This is a genomic window from Olsenella sp. An270, assembly GCF_002159735.1.
In the GTDB taxonomy this organism is placed as follows: Bacteria; Actinomycetota; Coriobacteriia; order Coriobacteriales; family Atopobiaceae; genus Thermophilibacter.
Window position 1 is genome coordinate 191,222 of the sequence record NZ_NFJF01000001.1, and the last position, 19,915, is coordinate 211,136.

Genomic DNA, 19,915 nt, shown 5'->3' on the forward strand with positions numbered 1-19,915 from the left:
AGTCACGTGGTCAAGAAGTCATGGTAGCTCGGGCGTCGCACGCCCGACGTGGAGGAGATGAGATGCCCGAGAAGATCGAGGAGCTCGTTCGCGCCGCCATCGCTGCAGCGCAGGAGTCCGGCGAGCTGCCGGAGTTTGACGTTGCCGACCTGGGGTTCGAGCGCCCCGCCGACCCGGGCAACGGTGACTGGAGCTCGACGGTCGCCATGCGCTCGGCAAAGCTCGCCCGCCGCGCGCCGCGTCAGATCGCCGACGCCATAGTCGCGCATCTTCCCGAGGACCCCTCGATCGACCGCGTGGAGGTCGCCGGGCCCGGCTTCATCAACTTCTACCTCGCCACGGCCTCGGCCAACGAGGTCTTCCGCACCGTCCGGGAGCAGGGCTTCGACTATGCGCGCTCGGACATGGGCGCGGGTACCAAGATTCAGGTCGAGTTCGTCTCCGCGAACCCCGTGGGACCGCTCCACATCGGCCACGGCCGCTGGGTCGCCATCGGGGACTCGCTCTGCCGCGTCTTCGAGCACGTGGGCTACGACGTGGAGCGCGAGTACTACGTGAACGACCATGGCTCGCAGATGGACGTCTTCGGCCACTCCATCTCGATGCGCTACCAGCAGCTCCTCTCCGTGATGGGGGAGCGCGGCGTCCCCCTCGAGGACGCCCGCGCCACCCTGCTCGCCGACCGCGAGGCCTTCGTGGCGGACGAGGGCGACGAGCACCCCGAGACGCACCCGCTCACCGACGCCTTCAACGAGGCGCTCGGCGGCAACGCCTACGGCGGAGACTACATCGTCGACATCGCCTGCCGCTTCGTCGAGGAGGACGGTGACCGGTGGCTCGCCGCGTCCGAGGACGAGCGCATGGCGGAGTTCCGCGAGCGCGCCTACCTCTGGATGCTCGACTCCATCCGCGGCACCTGCCACGAGGCGCGCTGCGACTTCGACGTCTGGTTCTCCGAGCGCAGCCTCTACGTGAAGGACGAGTCCGGCACCTCCGCCGTGGACCGCGCCCTCGCGGCCCTGGACGAGATGGGCCACCTCTATCGCGACGAGGCGGGCGCCCTGTGGTTCCGCTCGACGATCTTCGGCGACGACAAGGACCGCGTCCTCATCAAGACCAACGGCGACTACACCTACTTCGCCTCCGACGTCGCCTACCACTGGAACAAGTTCCAGCGCGTCGACCACGTGATCGACATCTGGGGCGCCGACCACCACGGCTACATCCAGCGCGTCCAGTCCGCCTGCGAGGCGCTCGGCTACCCCACGCAGTTCGAGGTCCTTCTCGGCCAGCTCGTCAACCTGCTGCGCGACGGCAACCCCGTGCGCATGTCCAAGCGCAAGGGCACGATGGTCACCTTTGACGAGCTGCTCGCCGAGGTGGGCGCCGACGCCACGCGCTACACGCTGATCTCCAAGTCCTCCAACCAGATGATCGACTTTGACATCGAGCGCGTGAAGCGCCAGGACAACACCAACCCGGTCTACTACGTCCAGTACGCGCACGCGCGCATCTGCTCGATCCTGCGCCGCGGCGCGGGCGTCACGCTCGAGGAGGCTGCTGAGCTGGGCATGGACGAGGTCGCGCGCCGCGCGGTGGGGGAGTCCTACGACCTGGGGCTGCTCACCGATCCTGCCGAGGCGGCCCTCGCCCGCAAGATCGCCGAGCTCCCGGGCCTGGTGGAGAGCTGCGCGCGCGACCGCGCCCCCTTCCGTCTGACGCACTACGCCGAGGAGCTCGCCGCGGAGTTCCACTCCTTCTACGCCGCCTGCCAGGTGCTGCCGGGCAAGGGCCGGCCGCTCGACGAGGGCGTCTCCCACGCCCGCCTCGCCGCCTGCGACGCCACGAGGCGCGTCCTCGCGCTCACGCTCGAGCTGGTGGGGGTCTCGGCGCCGCAGAGCATGTAGGGGCTGGGCCGCGTCGACTTGTGTGCGTCTTTTATAAACCGACCGGCGGCCTGATGCGGGAACGATTTCCTCATGTATACTGCGCTCCTGTGGCGTGGGCGCCCTGACGTGGGCGGTTTTCCACGACGCGAGTGCATGTCTGATCATTCTGAACAGGGGGCGGTCTTGGACCTCAAGGAATACATGTCCGTTCGTAGGGCTTACAGCGTCGTTCGTCAGGCGGTCGCGTCCGACGAGCGCCTCACGTTCGAGGAGTTTGCCATCATCTGCCACCTCCGCGAGCTGGGCGAGCCCGTCAAGACCTCCGCCATCGCCGAGTACCAGGGGGCGCTTCGCCCCACCATGACGCATCGGACCAACCATCTGGAGAAGCTCGGTCTCATCGAGCGTGCCGAGGGGACGAGCGACCGTCGCAACGTGGTGTGCTCCGTCTCCGAGAAGGGCGCCGAGCGCGCGCTCGAGCTCGCCGGCCTCACCTGTGACCAGATTCCCAACGGCCACGCCCTCTCCCGCACCTCCCCCGACCGTCTCGTCAAGTACGTCGACGCCATGGGCGGCTTCTTCTGCAAGGCCGGCGAGCTCGTCCTTCTCGGCCTGCGCTCACTCGACGGCGAGTCGGCGACGATCATGAGGCTGGTCGACACGCTCGGCCTCCTGCAGCCGACGGTCTCTATGTCGGTCTCCTCCCTCGCCGACCGCGGCCTCGTCGAGCGGGAGCGCTCGGCCGCCGGGGCCCACACGACGAGCGTCAGGCTCACGCATGACGGCGAGCAGGCCGCGGACGAGCTGGTCGAGAAGATCGAGGCGCTCGTCGTCCGCCGCAAGCCGAGGACGTCCAACTAGCGCATGACACGCGCCCCGCTCGACCAGAGCGGGGCGTTGCTTTTTTTCCTGACACGGGCGTGATATACTCAGCCCAGCTCGGACGGTGCATATTCGCCGGAGAGCACCCACGTTCCCATTTTCGAGCAGAGGCTCGGGACATGACGCGCAGCGACGAGGCGGCCAGCCCGCCCGGCTCTATGGCGGTGGCATTCCGTCGTGCGTGCAACACACGAGAGGTAGAAAACACATGACGGATGAAGTGACCCCTGCTTCCCCTGTGACTGAAGGCGCCGGCGAGGCGCCCGTCGCGAAGCCGAGGCGCAAGCGCCGTACCAAGGCCGAGATGGAGGCCGCCCGCGCCGCCGAGGCCGAGGCGCGCGCCGCCGCCGAGGCCGCCGGCGAGCCGTGGCCGCCCAAGCGTCGTCGCGGTCGCCCGCGCAAGGACGAGGCAGCGCCGGCAAAGGACGCCGAGGTCGAGACCAAGACCACTAAGCCCGACACCGCACCCGAGGCGACCGAGGCCCCCAAGCGCCGTCGCGGCCGCCCGCGCAAGGGCGAGCAGGCCGCGCCGACCGCGGCAAGCGACGAGATGACGAAGATGACCAGCGAGGCCACGGTCGCGAGCTCCGAGCCCGCCCCTGCTCCCGCACAGACGCTCGACGAGGCCGACCACCCTGCGAAGCAGGCCGACGCGCCGCGACCCGGGCGCAGGCACCGTCACGCCGGCGACCGGGGCGGCGAGGCCGCCGGCGCCGCGCAGCCCGGCAAGGCCGCCCAGGGCCGTCGCCAGAACGGCCAGGGCCGCCGTCGGAACCGTCGCCAGCAGGAGTTCAACGCCGAGCCCTCCGTCACGCGCGAGGAGCTCTCCGAGATGAAGGTCGCCGAGCTGCGCGCGAAGGCGGCCGAGCTCGGCGTCGACTACGCCGGCGTCCGCAAGGGCGACCTCGTCGAGGCCGTCTTCGAGGCCGCCGCGCGCGCCGAGGGCTTCCGTCCCGTTGAGGGCGTCCTCGAGGTCGGGAACGAGGGCTACGGCTGGATCCGCACCGGGAACTACATGGAGGGCGACGAGGACGCCTTCGTCCACCAGCAGCTCATCCGCTCGCTCGGCCTGCGCCAGGGCGACCTCGTCTCAGGGACGGTCGGCCCGGGCCGCGCCAACGGCAAGTACCCGCCGCTGCAGAGCGTCATCAGCGTCAACGGCCAGGCGCCCGAGAACCTCAAGAGCCGCCCGCGCTTCCGCGACCTCACGCCCGTCTATCCCAACGAGCGCCTGGTCATGGAGTGCGGCAAGGACTCGATCACCGGCCGTGCCATCGACCTGGTCTCCCCGATCGGCAAGGGCCAGCGCGGCCTGATCGTCTCGCCCCCCAAGGCGGGCAAGACCACGGTCCTCAAGAAGATCTGCCAGTCCATCGCTGCCAACAACCCCGAGGTGCACCTCTTCTGCCTGCTCGTGGACGAGCGCCCCGAGGAGGTCACCGACATGGAGCGCTCCATCAAGGGCGAGGTCGTGGCATCCACCTTCGACATGCCGGCCGACAACCACACCCGCGTCTCCGAGCTCGTCATCGAGCGCGCCAAGCGCCTCGTTGAGCTCGGCGAGGACGTCGTCGTGGTCCTCGACTCCATCACGCGCCTGGCGCGCGCCTACAACCTCGCGCAGCCCGCGAGCGGCCGCATCCTCTCCGGCGGCGTCGACTCCGCCGCCCTCTACCCGCCCAAGAAGTTCCTGGGTGCCGCCCGCAACATCGAGAACGGCGGGTCGCTCACGATCATCGCCTCGGCCCTCGTCGACACCGGCTCCAAGATGGACGAGGTCATCTTCGAGGAGTTCAAGGGCACGGGCAACATGGAGCTCAAGCTCGACCGCGAGCTCGCCGACAAGCGCATCTTCCCGGCGATCGACCCGGTCGCCTCCGGAACGCGCAACGAGGACCTGCTCATCGAGCCCGACTACCAGCCGCTCGTGTGGGGCATCCGCCGCGTGCTCGCCAACATGAACAACGTCGAGCGCGCCGCCCGCGCGCTGGTGAGCGGCCTCAAGGGGACCGACAACAACCGCGACTTCCTGATCAAGAGCGCCCGCAAGGCCGCTCAGCAGACGGACTACATCGCCTAGCCCCCAACGCAATCGCGCACTCATCGGAGCGGGTCGGCCCCTCGGGAGCCGGCCCGCTTCGCGTCTCTGGTCCGCGCGTCAACTTTGATGGAAAGACGCTTGCACAACGAGCAGGCCAACGGGTATATTCTTCACTGTCCGAGCAATCGGTCGATTTGTCACGGTACACACACCTGAAACGCAGCCTACGCCGTTGACGCATCCTCGGGTTCCAATGGGGCCAGTCTCTTGGTTTGGGCTCGTTTCTCCGCTTTTCGGGAGGGCGAGAAGAACATGGGGGAGAGAAGACACCCTGTCGTAGCGCTGGGTCTTGCGGGCGTCTCGCTGCTCGCACTGCCCGGCACGGCTCGGGCGCTCTCGCTCGAGCTCGTCGACGCGACCTTTGCCACCCCCACCGACGCCCTTGTCGCCGGTGCTGCGGGCGGCGCCGCCCTCACGGGTGCGGTCGCCATCACGGCGGCGCTCGTCGTCCGCTCCCGCTCCCGTGTCTCCGACGAGGTTCCCGTCATCGCGCGCCACCTGCGCGTTGACGAGGTTCCTGCGCCGCAGGAGAGCCCCGAGCCCGCACGGGCGCAGGGGCCCAGCCACGCGGCGAGCGACTACGAGGACATCGCGGAGAACTACGTCGGGCGCGCCACGTTCAGGGCGCGCATGGCACGCCGCGCCGAGGGCGTGGCGGCGACGCTGCGCGAGCGCATGGGTGCCAGCATGATGGAGGGCATCCCGGTGATCGAGCGCGCCGACGGCTCGGTGGGCGACGTCGGCACCTCGTGGTGGCGTGACGCCGTCGGGGAGGGAACCATCATCCAGGACTCCGGGTTCGCGACGGACGCGTCGGCGCCGGCGATTCCCTCCGACTTCTCGGCGTCCGACCATGACCGTCTCGTCGCCTCCGCCGGCCGTCACGGGGCCAGCATCGCGAGTCGCGTGGCCTTCGTCGACGAGGGCGCCTATCCCGAGCGCCGCACCGCGGAGGACCTCGACGACGCGGACGAGTGGGAGCGTGCCCTCCGGTCCCTGGACGAGAAGATCGCGAACGTGGCACCCCCGCAGGACCCCATCGGCTTCATCGACAGCGTCGGTGGCCCCGACTCGCTCGACGAGCCCGACAACATGGAGCCGCAGACGGCGTTCATCCCGTTCAAGACCCCGGGCGGCCACCCGGAGGTCGTGGACACCGAGACCTACGTCGACTACCTGATCGAGGACGAGTTCTCCAAGAACTCCTCGACCGCCGCGCGGCGCAGCTCCCGACGGTTCCTCAGGCTGCTCGAGGGCGGCACCCAGCCCGCCTCCCGCCACCTCGCCGACACCGGCGTCTCGCGCTCGACGTACGTCGGCAAGCACTTCGCGCTGCCGCGGGCCGCAGAGGCGTAGATGGCACGACGCTCGCACGACTCGGCGCGACGGTCGACGTATCGCACGTGGGCCGTCGCGTTACTGTGCTGGGTCCTCCTCATCTGGGCGCACTCGCTCATCCAGGGGCCGCAGTCCTCGCTCGAGAGCGGGCTGGTCGTCGAGCTCCTGCGACCGCTCTTCGAGGCGCTGGGCGTCTCCGACGCCGACCTCGCCACGCTCATCGTGCGCAAGGGCGCGCACTTCTCCGAGTACGCCGTGCTCGGCATCATCTCGTGGGGGTTCTTCTCGGCACGTCTGAGGGAGCGGGGGAGGACGCCGTTTCCGATCGCGTTTCTGGTGGCGCTGGTGCCACTCTGCGACGAGGGCATCCAGCTCTTCGTCCCGGGGCGCTCGGGCCAGCCGACGGACGTCCTCATCGACCTCTCGGGGGTCTGCTCTGGCGTCCTTCTCGCCACGATTCTCTCGGCGCTGCGCAGACGTCGAGTTTAACCATCTGGTTACGAGTTACTTAACACTTTCTCCATATGCGTGACGCGCCGTCGCTCCGGGGCTAGCCTAGGGCTCAAATCTCCCCGACACGGGGAGCGACGGGAGGAGAAAGCTATGTTCGAGAACATTTCCAGGCGTCAGTTCGTGACCGGCTCCGCGGCGGCCATGCTGGGCCTCGGCCTCGTGGGCTGCGGCGGCAACGGCGGCGGCGAGTCCACCGAGGGCGGCGACGCCTCCGGCGCCATCAAGGTCGGCATCATGGGCCCGCACACCGGCGACAACTCGTCCTACGGCCTCGCGTGCCTGAACGGCGCCCAGCTCTACTTCAAGCAGCTCAACGCCGACGGCGGCGTCAACGGCAAGCAGGTCGAGCCGGTCGTCTATGACGAGAAGGGTGACGCCACCGAGGCTGTCAACGCCTACAACCGCCTCGTCCAGGAGGACGGCGTGACCGGCATCGTCGGCGACGTCACCACCGGCCCCACGATCGCCGTGGCCAAGGCCTCCGTTGCCGACAACATGCCCTGCGTGACTCCGTCCGCCACCGCCGCCGACGTCGTCACCTACGGCGAGAACTACTTCCGCGCCTGCGTGACCGACCCGGAGCAGGGCCGCGTCATGGCCAACTTTGCGGTCGAGCAGGGCTACAAGAGCGTCGCGACGCTCTACCTCAACGGCTCCGACTACTCCGAGGGCGTCAACGCCGCCTTCTGCGAGGAGGCCGAGGCCGCCGGCATCACCATCACCGCGCAGGAGTCCTACGCCGAGGGTGACGTCGACTTCAACTCCCAGCTCACCAACATCATCGGCACCAACCCCGACGCCATCCTCGTCCCCAACTACTACCAGGACGACGGCATGATCGTCACCCAGGCGCGCGCTCAGGGCTACGACAAGGTCTTCCTCGGTGTTGACGGCTGGTCGGGCATCTACGGCGGCTCCGAGAACTACGCCGACGCCGCCGACCTCCACGACTGCTACTACTGCTGCGCGTTCAGCTCCTCCAACGAGTCCGAGATAGCGACCAAGTTCGTCGAGGACTACGAGGCCGAGTACGGCGAGACGCCGACCAACTTCTGCGCGCTCGGCTACGACGCCGCCATGGTGCTCGCGAACGGCCTCGCCGCCGCCGAGGAGGCCGGCCTCGAGCCCGGCTCCGAGGACTACAAGCAGGCCGTGATCGACGGCATCGCCTCCGGCACCGTCGAGGGCGTCACCGGCTCCATCTCCTACGAGGGCACCGGCGACCCCGTCAAGTCCTCGCTCATCATCACCTTCGCCGAGGACGGTGCCGAGGAGACCTTCGAGGTCCTCGAGGCGTAAGTCCCGTCCTTCTCGCCCCACTCGGGGCAAGGCCTCGCGCCTTGCCCCGTTTTTGCTAGACGCGGTCTCTCCCGCGCAGACCCGAGAGGAGCTCTTCCTTGTTCATCACGCAGGTGCTCAACGGCCTGCAGCTCGGCAGCATCTACGCGCTGGTCGCCCTGGGCTACACGATGGTGTACGGCATCATCCTGCTGCTCAACTTCGCCCACGGCGACATCATCATGGTCGGCGCGTACGTGTCGTGGCTGGTAATGGCCCAGCTGGGGCTTCCCCCCGTGCTCGCGATCGTGCTGTCGGTCGCGGCGTGCACGCTCGTGGGCGTGCTCATCGACAAGGTGGCGTACGCGCCGCTCAGAAATGCCCCGAGGCTCTCGATCCTCATCACGGCCATCGGCGTGTCGTACTTCCTCGAGAACGGCGCCCAGCTCGTCTTTGGCGCCGACGCCAAGGTCGTCCCCGCCTACACCGACCTCACGACCGTCCAGGTCGCCGGCCTCACGCTGTCGTTCCCGTCGGTCCTGACGGTCCTCGTGACCATCGCGGCAACGGTGGCGCTCACGCTCGTCGTGCAGAAAACCAAGCTCGGCAAGGCCATGCGCGCGGTCTCAGAGGACATGGGCGCGGCGCGCCTCATGGGCATCAACGTCAACTCCACGATCTCGTTCACCTTCGCCGTGGGCTCCGCGCTCGCCGGCATCGGGGCCGTGCTCTACGCGATGGCCTACACCCAGGCCAACCCGACGATGGGCATGATGCTCGGCACCAAGGCGTTCGTCGCCGCGGTCCTCGGCGGCATCGGCTCGATCCCCGGTGCCGTCGTGGGAGGCCTGCTCGTCGGCTTCGCCGAGGTCTTCGTGAACGCGATCGGCCTGTCCGTCTGGAAGGATGCGGTCGTGTTCCTGCTGCTCATCATCGTCCTCGTGGTGCGCCCGACCGGCATCTTCGGCCGCACGATGAGCGAGAAGGTCTAGGGGGTGTGAGCATGGAGGAAGAGGTCATGTCTGAGAAGCGCCCGATCATCTCCACGGGCGGGCGCGGCCCGGCCGCCGGCGGCGCGCGCCGTACGCTCCCGATGCCCGCGCGCTATGCGATCAACGCGATCGTGGTGCTCGTCCTTCTCGTCCTGGGCGAGCTCATGATCAGCGGGGGCGCCATCAACCGCTACCAGTCCACGGTCCTCGAGCAGGTGGGCATCTACATCATCCTCGCCGTGTCGCTCAACATCGCGACGGGCTACCTGGGCCAGCTGCCGCTCGGCCACGCGGGATTCATGTCGATGGGCGCCTACGGCTGCTCGATCTTCATCATCCGCATGAGCGAGTTTCTGGGCGTCGGCGCCCGCGACTTCGTGACCGGCACCCCGATGGCGTTCCTTATCGTCATCGGCGGCCTGATCGTGGGAGGGCTGTGCGCCGCGATCGCCGGCATCATCATCGGCATCCCCGCGCTGCGTCTCAAGGGCGACTACCTGGCCATCATCACGCTGGCCTTCGCCGAGATCATCCGCGTCGTGATGCTCAACATCGACGACGTGCTCGGCTTCGAGCTCACGGGCGGCGCGGCCGGCCTCACCGGCATCCCGGGCTTCTCGAGCTTCCTTCTGGTCTTCGGCTGCGTCGCGGTGGTGTGCTTCCTCATCCACACGATGATGAAGTCCCGTCACGGTCGTGCGATCCTTGCCATCCGCGACAACGAGATCGCGGCCGAGGCCACGGGCGTCAACACCACCTACTACAAGACGCTCGCCTTCGTCGTGTCCGCGTTCTTCGCCGGGGTGGCCGGCGGCCTGTACGCGGGCTGCGTCGGCGTCCTGCAGCCGGCGGTCTTCGGCTTCATGAAGTCGATCGAGATCCTGGTCATGGTGGTCCTCGGCGGCATGGGCTCCATGCTCGGTTCCGCCATCTCGGCCACGGTCCTCACGATCCTGCCCGAGGCGCTGCGCGCCTTCTCCGAGTACCGCATGATCGCCTACGCCGTGGTGCTGATTATCGTCATGATCTTCCGGCCGCAGGGTCTTCTCGGCTCCTACGACTTCTCGCTCTCCCGCATCATCGAGCGCGTCATGAACCGTGACTTCCCCTGGAGGAAGCGTAACGACGCGCCCGCGGACACCGCGGAGGAAAAGGAGGTGAGCGCCGATGTCTAACGAGAAGAAGAAGCACCGCTCCGTCCTCGTCCAGGTCGAGACGCCGAACCTCATCCCCGAGCGCGACCTGGGCACTATCCCGGTCCTCCAGGCGGAGCACCTGGGCATCGACTTCGGCGGCCTCACCGCCGTGGACGACTTCAACATCGCCATGGGCCGCACGGAGATCTCCGGCCTGATCGGCCCCAACGGCGCCGGAAAGACCACGATCTTCAACCTGCTCACGAGCGTCTACAAGCCCACGCGCGGCACGGTGCTCGTGGACGGCTACGACACGGCCGGCAAGTCCGTCGCCGAGGTCAACCGCATGGGCGTCGCGCGCACGTTCCAGAACATCCGCCTCTTCTCCAAGATGACGGTCGAGCAGAATGTGCTCGTGGGCTTTGGCAACACCATGAAGACGCATCTCGTCACCGACATGCTGCGCCTTCCCGGCCACTGGAGGCAGGAGGCCGAGTTCCACGACCGCGCCCTCGAGCTGCTGGACATCTTCGACATGCGCAAGTACGCCGACACGCAGGCGGGCAACCTCCCGTACGGCGCCCAGCGCCGCCTTGAGATCCTGCGCGCGCTGGCGACCAGTCCCAAGGTGCTGCTGCTCGACGAGCCCGCCGCCGGAATGAACCCGGCGGAGACAGAGGAGCTGATGGAGAACATCCAGAAGATCCGCGACGAGTTCCAGATCGCCATCCTGCTCATCGAGCACGACATGTCGCTCGTCATGGGCGTGTGCGAGGTCGTCGGCGTGCTGGACTACGGCAAGATCATCGCCAAGGGCACGCCGGAGCAGATCCAGAACGACCCGCGCGTCATCGAGGCGTATCTCGGCAAGCAGGGGGTGAAGTAGCATGGCACTTCTCTCCGTAAAGGACCTGCACGTCTCCTACGGCGCAATCAAGGCCGTGCGTGGCATCTCGTTCGACATCAACGAGGGCGAGATCGTGACGCTCATCGGCGCCAACGGTGCCGGCAAGTCCACGACGCTCAACACCGTGGCCGGCCTCATCAGGCCCGAGTCCGGCTCCGTGGAGTTCGACGGGTCGTCCGTGGTGGGCGTGCCCGCGCACAAGGTCGTGAACCGCGGCATGGCGCTCTGCCCCGAGGGCAGGCGCGTCTTCACGCAGATGACCGTCGCCGAGAACCTCGAGATGGGCGGCTACACCCGCTCGGATGCCGAGAACAGGGAGACTCTCGAGAAGGTCTACGCGCACTTCCCGCGCCTCAAGGAGCGCCGCAGCCAGGTCGCCGGCACCCTCTCCGGTGGCGAGCAGCAGATGCTGGCGATGGGGCGCGCCCTCATGAGCCGTCCGCGCCTGCTCATGCTCGACGAGCCGTCGATGGGCCTCGCTCCGATCCTGGTGCAGGAGATCTTCGACATCGTGAAGCAGCTGGGCGAGGCGGGGACCACGATCCTGCTCGTCGAGCAGAACGCGAACATGGCGCTCTCGGTTGCCGACCGCGCCTACGTCCTGGAGATCGGCACGATCAAGAAGACGGGCACCGGCGCCGAGCTCCTCGTCGACGACGACGTCCGCAAGGCGTACCTCGGAGGCTAGTGAGCCTCGGACATATCGGCGTCAGGCGGCGACGGACCACTCCTCCTCCCAGGTCCGTCGCCGTTTCTTGTGCCGAGGTCCTTCTCGTCCGCACTTCTCGACAGTCCTTCTCGCCTCTCATTCTCTGCCGCCCGCAGACCGTCCCCTTAGGTTTTGGGCAACATCTTTGATGCTCTTCCGCCCATGCTGCGGTTTTGGATTAAAGCTGTTGCCCACAACCTGGGGAAGTGTGGCAAATCTCCCTGGCGACATAAAACATATGTCCCAAAACATCGAGAAGAACCTCGGGATCGTTCACGTATCACGCACGTGTGAGGCTTTTCCCCAAAAGGTTGTGTTTCTCGCTATTCTGGAGAGTCGGTGAAGGCGGGGCAGGGCGTTTCGAAGAAACTAATAGACTGCATTTAAATTGCAAGCAAACAAAGCGCCAACATCGGAAAACCCAGTATTACAGCAGCCTGACACCAGGGTGTCAGCTAGCCCCCTCCACTCGAATCGCGCCCAACGCATATGCTGCGGATACAACAGCGGAGAGGGGAGACGATGAGCGAGAGGCTGCTTTTGGGATTCGAGACCGCGCAGCAGGTATGGCGGACCGTTGGCCGGCGCGTGGCGGCAGACAACCCGCCCACGCCGAAGCGTCCCCCGCTGCTCGTACGTCTGCTCTTCGAACAAGGCTTGGGCATCAATCTGGATTCCATGCCCCGTCGGACCCGCGCAAGCGCGGTTCCGGAAACCATCAACGGCATGCGTGCCGCGCATGCTCGGCTCATGTTCGACGAATGCCCGGCCACGCTTGATCTCTGCGTGTCCCGGCAGAGGGGTCGTCGCTTCTTAACAGGCGCTCGGTGCCATCTCATGACGGGGTCCTACCCCGTCGGCTCGTTCTACGAGCTCGAGGAGGGGATTTTGGTGACGTGTCCCGAGCTCACCTTCCTGCAGATGTCGCGCACTATCAGTGAGGAGCTGCTCATCCTCTATGGTCATGAACTGTGCGGCTACTTTGCTCACGGTATGGGCGAGCACGGATTTTGCAACTGTCCCGCATTGACCACGGTGTCGCGCATAGAGGCGTATCTCGACCGTCTTGAGACGCTTCGGACCAGTTGCGGGGAGGGAATGCCGTGGGGCCTGCGAAGGGCTCGGGCGGCGCTCGCGCATATTCGCGACAGAGCCGCTTCGCCGGAGGAGGCAGTCCTTTCGATGATTCTCACGATGCCGCGCCACATGGGCGGCTATGGGCTTCCGCCGGCGATGCTGAACGCCTCCGTCCGGCTCGGGACTGAGGTCGCGGAACTCTTCGGCATAGAAGAGTTTGTCTGCGACCTGCGGTGGGCTGGGCACGGTCTCGTCGCCGAGTTCCAGGGGTCGCAGCACAAGCTGCGCAGTCGGCGGTCATACGATCTGCGCAAGGGGAACGTCCTCGGTGCGGACGGTTGGACGGTGATCGAGGTCGACCGCACCATGCTCGAGCGCGCGCCGCTGATGGATGAGGTCGCAAAGTCGGTGTCAAAAGGCCTGGGCCTGCGTTGGCGGCGGCCGGGGGCGCGAGCTGCGACGTGTCAAGCTAGGCTACGAAACCGCCTGCTTAAGTTCCTTGACGACATGCGTGTAAATGCCGTTACCACGTTGGCATCGTAGCCAAGGTTTTGGGGCAGAGATCTTTTGTGCGTCGCGCGCGCAGTGTTCCGAGGCTCTTCTCAATGTTTTGGGGCAAACGATTTATGTCGTGTGCCTGATTCGCCTCGTTTTTCAAGGTTGTGGGCAACATTTGTGATGCAAAACTCGCAAATTGCTTGTAAAGCATCAAAGATGTTGCCCAAAACCTAGGGGGTATGCGGGTGGTAAAGAAGGACAGGCGAGAAGGACGCGCTAGTGGACCTCGACGGTGGTGCCGAGGGTGTTGGCCGCGAGCGCGCGCAGCCAGTAGCCCGGGCACGTCTCGGCGAGCGCGGAGCTGACGCGGCCGGCCGCCTCGTCGCCGTCTGCCACGGCGAGCATCGTGGAGCCCGAGCCGGAGATCATGAACGCGCATGCGCCGGCGTCCAGCGCCGCGGAGCGCAGGGCCTCGTAGTCGGGGATCAGCTTTGCGCGGTAGGGCTCATGGAGCCGGTCGTGGCATGCCTTGGCGAGAAGGTCGGCGTCGCCGAGCTCGAGCGCGCGCACCGTGGCCACGCAGCGCCCCATCTGCCAGACGGCCGTCTCGCGCGATACCTCCTCCGGCAGCACGCGCCGGGCGTCGGCGGTGCGGACCTCGTAGGGCGGGGCAATCGCAACGAAGCGCAGGTTGTCGGCCACGCCCATGCGCGTGGAGGTGGTGCGGCCGTCGTCGACGAAGGAGCACACGAGCCCGCCGAGCAGAGCCGGCGCCACGTTGTCGGGATGCCCCTCCTCGGCACAGGCGAGCTCGAGCGCGCGCTCGCGGTCGAAGCCGTCGCCGGAGAGCGCCATGGCGCCCGCGATGCCCGCGATCACGCAGGCGGAGCTGGACCCCAGCCCGCCCGAGAGCGGGATGGGGGAGAGGATCGTGATGTGCAGCGGCACAGGCTCGACCCCGAGGCGGCCGCACGCATCGAGGTAGCTCTGCCACACGAGGTTGTCCTCGCCGCGGAAGCGCTCCTCGCAGCCAACGATCTCAAGCTGCTCGGCCGGCGCCATCAGGAACGTCGCCGTGAGATCGAGCGCGAGCCCCAGGCAGTCAAAGCCCACACCCACGTTGGCGCTCGTCGCGGGAACGCGAACGATCGCGACGGGACGCTCCCGCCCGTCGGCCCCGATCACAGGAACACCCGGGCGCAGGCGGACTCGACGAAGGCCCCCACGCGGTCAGGATCGCAGACGTCGTCGTGGAGGACCTCGCCCGCGCGCAGGCCGGAGAGCTGGGACGGGGCGACGGTGCCCGTCAGGCGCTCCAGGGCGTCCATGCAGGCGAAGCCGTTCATGCCGTCGGTGACCTCGCCCAGCGATGCCAGGACGTCCGCACAGAACTTGTAGGGGCTCGCGGTGGAGAGGCAGACGCGCTCGGTGCCGTCGGCGGGCGTCGCGTCGAGCACGTGCTTGGCGACGGCAGTGTGCGGGTCGATAAGGACGTCGAGCTCGCGCCAGACGTCGCGGATGGTCGCGCGCGTCGCCTCGTCGTCGGCGCGTCCGCAGGAGAACACCGAGCGAATCTCGTCCATGACGCGGTCGGGCACGGTGTAGACGCCCTTCTCGGCGAGGTCCGCCATGAGGGAGGCGACGAGCTCGCAGTCTCCGTCCGAGGCAAAGTAGAGCAGGCGCTCGAGGTTGGAGGACACGAGGATGTCCATCGAGGGCGAGATGGTCTTGTGGAAGTCGCGACGACGGTCGTAGGTGCCGGTCGTGAGGAAGTCGGTGAGCACGTCGTTGGCGTTCGAGGCCACGATGAGGCGGCGGACCGGCAGGCCCATGCGCTTGGCGTAGTAGCCGGCGAGGACGTCGCCGAAGTTGCCGGTGGGCACGCAGAAGGTGACCTCGTCGCCGGGGCGGATTGCCTCGCGGCGAACGAGCTGCGCGTAGGCGTCGAAGTAGTAGGTGACCTGAGGAGCGAGGCGCCCGACGTTGATCGAGTTGGCACTGGAGAGCGCGACGCCGTCCTCGGCGAGGCGCGCCGCGAGCTCGCGGTCGGCGAACACGCGCTTGACCTGGCCCTGGCAGTCGTCGAAGGTGCCGTTGACGGCGCAGACCGCAACGTTGCCCCCGAGCTGCGTGACCATCTGGAGGCGCTGGATGTCCGACACCTTGCCGGCGGGGTAGAACACCGTGACGCCCATGCCGTCCACGCCCGCGAAGCCGTCGAGGGCGGCCTTGCCGGTGTCGCCGGAGGTGGCGGTCACGATCATGATCTTCTCGCCGTCGGCTCCGCGCGCCACGCCCATGAGCTGGGGCAGCATCTGGAGGGCGACGTCCTTGAAGGCGCAGGTGGGGCCATGGTAGAGCTCGAGCAGCCAGTCGGTGCCGAGCGGGGTCACGGGGCAGATGCCGGGGGCGTCCCACTGCGCGCCGTAGGCGGCCTCCACGCAGCGGGCGATCTCCTCGTCGGTGTAGTCTCCCAGCAGCGTCCCCAGCACGAGGCGCGCGGTCTCGTGGTAGGTCTGGCCGCACACCGTCTCGAGCGGAAGGGTCTTCTCGCCCAGCTCGTCGGAGACGTAGAGGCCACCGTCAGGTGCGATTCCGGCGAGGATTGCTTGCTTGCTTGTTACGGAATTCGCGCCTGTGCGCGTGCTGTGATAGAACGACATGGTGCTCCTTGCGTCGCGGCGTGTCGGCCTTGTTGCCAGTATCATAGCCGTAGCGCGGGGTGCCAAGGCCCGACGGACACACACTCGAAAGATTGGACGCCCATGAACATTGCCCTCCTCGGCTATGGGACGGTCGGCCGAGGCGTCGACCAGATCATCTCCGAGCGCGTGGAAGGCGTCAGCGTGACGCGCATCCTCGAGCTGCCGGACCGCCTGAGCGACCCCCGCATGACGGCGAGCTACGACGAGATTCTCGCGGACGAGAAGATCGAGCTGATCGTCGAGTGCATGGGCGGCCTCGAGCCGGCGCGGACCTACATCATGGCCGCCCTCGAGTCCGGCCGTCACGTCGTCACCTCCAACAAGGCCGTGGTTGCCGCCCACCTCTCCGAGTTCGCGGCCGCGTCGGCGTCCTCCGGCGCGGGCCTCTACGTCGAGGCGGCGGTCGGCGGCGGCGTGCCCTGGATCGCGGGCGTCGAGAAGGTCAGGCGCGTCGACGAGGTCACGTCCTTCTCGGGAATCATGAACGGCACGACCAACTACATCGTCGACGCCATGCGCAGGCAGGGCGCCGAGTTTGACGTCGTCCTCGCCGAGGCGCAGCGCCTGGGCTACGCCGAGCGCGACCCCTCCGCCGACATCGACGGCATCGACGTCCTCAACAAGACGATCATCTCGGCCTCCGTGGCCTTTGACGTTGCGTGCGAGAGGAACCTCCCCGCGTCGGGCATCCGCAACCTCACGAAGGCGGACCTCGAGCTCTTCGCAGCCCACGGCCGCACGGTGAAGCTGCTCGGCCGCGGCGTCGCCTCCGAGGGCCGCTACGCCGCCGCCGTCGAGCCGGTGGCCGTCGCCGCCGACTCGCTCGAGGCCAGCGTCCCCGGCAACTTCAACCTCCTCACGCTCGAGGGGACCACGGTCGGCGAGCTCAAGTTCTACGGCCAGGGGGCGGGGAGCCTGCCCACCGGCAACGCCATCGTCCAGGACGTGCTCGACTGCGCGAGCGGCGCGCGTCGTCCCGTCTACGACCTCTCCCGCCCGCTCTCCTACGACCCCACGCTGCTGCGGTCGGACTACGTCCTGCGCACGACCGCCGAGCTCGGGGACGCGGAGCCCTACGGCCCCGGTGCCGTCCTCGTCCGCGGCCTCACCGCCGAGGCCGCCCGTGCCCTGCTCGACGAGGCGCTCGTCGCCGACCCCACCACGTTCATGGCCGCGGTGAGCGCGGCGTAGAAAGGCAAGGTTTCTCAGCATGATTAAGATCGCGAAGTTCGGCGGCTCCTCCGTCGCGTCCGCCGAGCAGTTCCGCAAGGTCAAGTCCATCGTCGAGGCCGACCCCGACCGTCGCTTCGTCGTGGTCTCCGCCGTCGGCAAGCGCGACTCCGCCGACAACAAGATCACCGACCTGCTCCTGCTGGTGAACGCCCACATCCAGTACCACGTGGACTGCACCGCCCTTCTCGCCGACATCGAGCAGCGCTTCCTCGACATTGCCTCCGAGCTCGGCCTCAAGTGGCCCGTGCACGAGAAGTTCGAGCTCTTCGCGAAGAACATCAAGAAGCACTCGCCCGAGTACGTGGTCAGCCGCGGCGAGTGGTTCACGGCCCACCTCATGGCCGAGTACCTGCAGATGCCGTTCGTCGACGCCGCCGACGTGGTGGTCTTCCACCACAACGGCGAGGTCGACATGGAGCGCACCGCCGTGCGCCTGAAGGACGTCATGGTGCGCGAGGGCTCCTTCGTGCTGCCGGGCTTCTACGGCGCCACGGTCGACGGCCAGATCAAGCTCTTCCAGCGCGGCGGCGGTGACATCACGGGCGCCATCCTCGCGCGCTGCATCGACGCGGGCCTCTACGAGAACTGGACCGACGTCTCCGGGTTCCTCTCCGCCGACCCGCGCATCGTGGAGCACCCGCGCTCCATCCGCCGCATCACCTTCGACGAGATGCGCGAGCTCTCCTACATGGGCGCCTCCGTCCTCCAGGAGGAGGCCATCTTCCCGGTGCGCGAGGTCAACATCCCCATCCAGATCAAGAACACCAACCGTCCCGAGGACGAGGGCACGATCATCCGCGAGCGCGCCCGCGCCGGCGAGGACGAGCACCTGATCACCGGCATCGCCGGCAAGAAGGACTTCATCTCGGTGCACGTCAAGAAGGCGCACATGTCCAACGAGGTCGGCTTCGTGCGCCGCGCCCTCTCCATCCTGGAGCGCTACGGCGTCTCCGTGGAGCACATCCCCACGGGCGTGGACTCGTTCTCCGTGGTGGTCAACGGCTCCGACGTGCGCGACTCGATCTACTCCATCGTCTCCGACATCCGCCGCGAGCTGGAGCCCGACGACATCACGATGGTGGACAAGCTCGCCCTCATCTCCGTCGTCGGCCGCAACATGTCCAAGCGCTCCGGCACCTCCGGCAAGATCTTCGGCGCGCTCGGCGAGGCCGGCGTCAACATCCGCATGATCACGCAGAGCTCCCAGGAGATCTCGATCATCCTGGGCGTCAACAACGAGGACTTCGACCGCGCCATCCAGGTGATCTACGACCGCTTCGTCCGCGACGAGATGGTCACCGCCGGCTAGCAGCCTGACAAAGGTGCCAGGTCACTTTGTCAGGTTCTCACAAGAAAGGAACCGCCATGAGCGAGAAGACCGTTGCCATCCTCGGCGCCACCGGCGTGGTGGGCCAGCAGATGCTCCAGTGCCTCGAGGAGCGCAACTTTCCGGTGGGCAGGCTCGTGCCGCTGGCGAGCCAGCGCTCCGTCGACGCAGGCAAGACCGTGCGCTTTGCCGGCGAGGACGTTCCGGTGCGCCTGGCCGAGCCCGACGCCTTCGAGGGCGTGGACATCGTCCTCGGCGCGGCTGACGACGCCACCGCCCGCGCGCTCATGCCCGAGGCGGTGAAGCGCGGCGCCGTCTGCGTGGACAACTCGCACGCCTTCCGCATGGATGCCGACGTGCCGCTCGTCGTTCCGGAGATCAACGCCGGCGACATCGCGGCCCACCACGGCATCATCGCCAACCCCAACTGCGCCACGATCATCGGCCTCGTGCCCGTGTGGCCGCTCCACCAGCTCGCGGGCGTGAAGCGCCTCGTCGTCTCCACCTACCAGGCGGCATCGGGCGCCGGAAAGCCGGGTCTCGACGAGCTCGTGCGCGAGATCGGCTGCGTGGCGGCCGGCGAGCCGGTGGGGGAGAGCAAGCCCTTCCAGTACCAGCTGGCCGAGAACCTCATCCCGCAGATCGGCGGCTTCAACGAGGAGGGCTACACCTCCGAGGAGATGAAGATGCTCAACGAGGGCCGCAAGATCATGCACCTGCCGGAGCTCCGCGTGAACTGCACCTGCGTGCGCGTGCCCGTGGTTCGCTCGCACTCCGAGTCCATCACGGCCGAGTTCGAGCGGCCGATCTCTGTGGAGGAGGCGCGCGCCGCGCTCGAGGCCGCGCCGGGCGTGAAGGTCGTGGACGACCCCGCCGAGAGCCGCTATCCCATGCCGCTCGAGACCTCCGACCAGGACCTCATCTACGTCGGCCGCATCCGTCGCGACCTCTCCGCGCCCGAGGGCGTGAGCGCGCTCACGTTCTGGTGCTGCGGCGACCAGATCCGCAAGGGCGCCGCCACCAACGCGGTCCAGATCGCGGAGTACCTGGTCTAGCGAGAAGGACGCCAGGGGGTCGAGGTTCTTCTCGGCCCCCCTGCTTTTCTCGGCTTACGCGCGGCCCTCTGGTCCTCGCGGCGCTCCTGCTGGGTTTTGGGCAACAAGTTTTATGTCCGAGGCGCGTGTGCAGCCAAACAGGGCCCGTTTGCGGACAAGATTGTGTGCCTGCGTCACGTTTGGCATGGTTTTGCAGCAATACTTCATCTAGTGCATAAAAGAATTGCCCCAAAACCTAGTGATATCTCTCGAATCCGGCCTCGCGAGAAGCGCGG

General features: G+C 67.5%; 16 protein-coding genes. 14 read left to right on the forward strand and 2 right to left on the reverse strand.

The window, feature by feature from the left end; genetic code table 11:
• Nucleotides 1–62: 62 nt before the first annotated feature.
• The 11 genes from B5F73_RS00845 to B5F73_RS00895 all read left to right on the forward strand — a co-directional run bounded on the left by B5F73_RS00845 (nucleotide 63) and on the right by B5F73_RS00895 (nucleotide 13,365).
• Complete coding sequence (locus B5F73_RS00845) at nucleotides 63–1,907, forward strand: arginine--tRNA ligase (RefSeq protein WP_087225011.1); 1,845 nt, start codon at nucleotides 63–65, stop codon at nucleotides 1,905–1,907.
• Nucleotides 1,908–2,090: 183 nt separating this feature from the next.
• Nucleotides 2,091–2,750, forward strand: a complete 660-nt coding sequence (locus B5F73_RS00850; RefSeq protein WP_239379748.1) for a MarR family transcriptional regulator — start codon at nucleotides 2,091–2,093, stop codon at nucleotides 2,748–2,750.
• A gap of 229 nt (nucleotides 2,751–2,979) precedes the next feature.
• Nucleotides 2,980–4,851 (forward strand): transcription termination factor Rho, encoded by a 1,872-nt coding sequence (gene rho, locus B5F73_RS00855; protein WP_087225017.1) that lies wholly within the window; start codon nucleotides 2,980–2,982, stop codon nucleotides 4,849–4,851.
• Nucleotides 4,852–5,124: 273 nt separating this feature from the next.
• The gene (locus tag B5F73_RS00860) at nucleotides 5,125–6,228 is read left to right on the forward strand and encodes a hypothetical protein (RefSeq protein ID WP_087225020.1); all 1,104 of its coding nucleotides are present in this window, start codon (nucleotides 5,125–5,127) and stop codon (nucleotides 6,226–6,228) included.
• The gene (locus B5F73_RS00865) at nucleotides 6,229–6,699 is read left to right on the forward strand and encodes a VanZ family protein (RefSeq protein WP_087225023.1); all 471 of its coding nucleotides are present in this window, start codon (nucleotides 6,229–6,231) and stop codon (nucleotides 6,697–6,699) included. It abuts the gene before it with no gap.
• Between the two features lie 114 nt (nucleotides 6,700–6,813).
• Complete coding sequence (locus B5F73_RS00870) at nucleotides 6,814–8,022, forward strand: ABC transporter substrate-binding protein (protein ID WP_087225026.1); 1,209 nt, start codon at nucleotides 6,814–6,816, stop codon at nucleotides 8,020–8,022.
• Nucleotides 8,023–8,120: 98 nt separating this feature from the next.
• Nucleotides 8,121–8,993, forward strand: coding sequence for a branched-chain amino acid ABC transporter permease (locus B5F73_RS00875; RefSeq protein WP_087225029.1), 873 nt, complete (start codon nucleotides 8,121–8,123; stop codon nucleotides 8,991–8,993).
• A gap of 26 nt (nucleotides 8,994–9,019) precedes the next feature.
• A complete protein-coding gene (locus B5F73_RS00880; protein ID WP_239379749.1) occupies nucleotides 9,020–10,168 on the forward strand; it encodes a branched-chain amino acid ABC transporter permease in 1,149 nt (382 codons plus the stop codon).
• Entirely contained in the window at nucleotides 10,161–11,015 is an 855-nt protein-coding gene (locus tag B5F73_RS00885) for an ABC transporter ATP-binding protein (RefSeq protein ID WP_087225032.1), read from the forward strand. Before B5F73_RS00880 ends, B5F73_RS00885 begins: the two co-directional genes overlap by 8 nt.
• Before the next feature lies 1 nt (nucleotide 11,016).
• Nucleotides 11,017–11,724, forward strand: coding sequence for an ABC transporter ATP-binding protein (locus B5F73_RS00890; protein ID WP_087225035.1), 708 nt, complete (start codon nucleotides 11,017–11,019; stop codon nucleotides 11,722–11,724).
• 543 nt (nucleotides 11,725–12,267) lie between these two features.
• On the forward strand, nucleotides 12,268–13,365 hold the full coding sequence (locus B5F73_RS00895) for a hypothetical protein (RefSeq protein ID WP_087225038.1): 1,098 nt from the start codon (nucleotides 12,268–12,270) through the stop codon (nucleotides 13,363–13,365).
• Between the two features lie 231 nt (nucleotides 13,366–13,596).
• Here B5F73_RS00895 and thrB read toward each other — a convergent pair whose 3' ends face one another.
• Together thrB and thrC are read right to left on the reverse strand one after the other, a co-directional pair.
• On the reverse strand, nucleotides 13,597–14,505 hold the full coding sequence (gene thrB, locus B5F73_RS00900; protein ID WP_239379750.1) for a homoserine kinase: 909 nt from the start codon (nucleotides 14,503–14,505) through the stop codon (nucleotides 13,597–13,599).
• Nucleotides 14,502–15,983: a threonine synthase gene (gene thrC, locus B5F73_RS00905; RefSeq protein WP_087225041.1), complete on the reverse strand. Its 1,482-nt coding sequence runs from the start codon at nucleotides 15,981–15,983 to the stop codon at nucleotides 14,502–14,504. The genes thrB and thrC overlap by 4 nt, the downstream gene beginning before the upstream one ends.
• 102 nt (nucleotides 15,984–16,085) lie before the next feature.
• On the opposite strand from thrC, the gene B5F73_RS00910 reads away from it, so the two are divergent.
• From B5F73_RS00910 to B5F73_RS00920, 3 genes are read left to right on the forward strand one after another with little or no spacing between them, the layout of a single operon-like run.
• Entirely contained in the window at nucleotides 16,086–17,216 is a 1,131-nt protein-coding gene (locus B5F73_RS00910) for a homoserine dehydrogenase (RefSeq protein ID WP_087225044.1), read from the forward strand.
• A 19-nt stretch (nucleotides 17,217–17,235) separates the two neighbouring features.
• Nucleotides 17,236–18,567, forward strand: a complete 1,332-nt coding sequence (locus tag B5F73_RS00915) for an aspartate kinase (protein ID WP_087225047.1) — start codon at nucleotides 17,236–17,238, stop codon at nucleotides 18,565–18,567.
• 56 nt (nucleotides 18,568–18,623) lie between these two features.
• On the forward strand, nucleotides 18,624–19,640 hold the full coding sequence (locus tag B5F73_RS00920) for an aspartate-semialdehyde dehydrogenase (protein ID WP_087225050.1): 1,017 nt from the start codon (nucleotides 18,624–18,626) through the stop codon (nucleotides 19,638–19,640).
• Nucleotides 19,641–19,915: the final 275 nt, after the last annotated feature.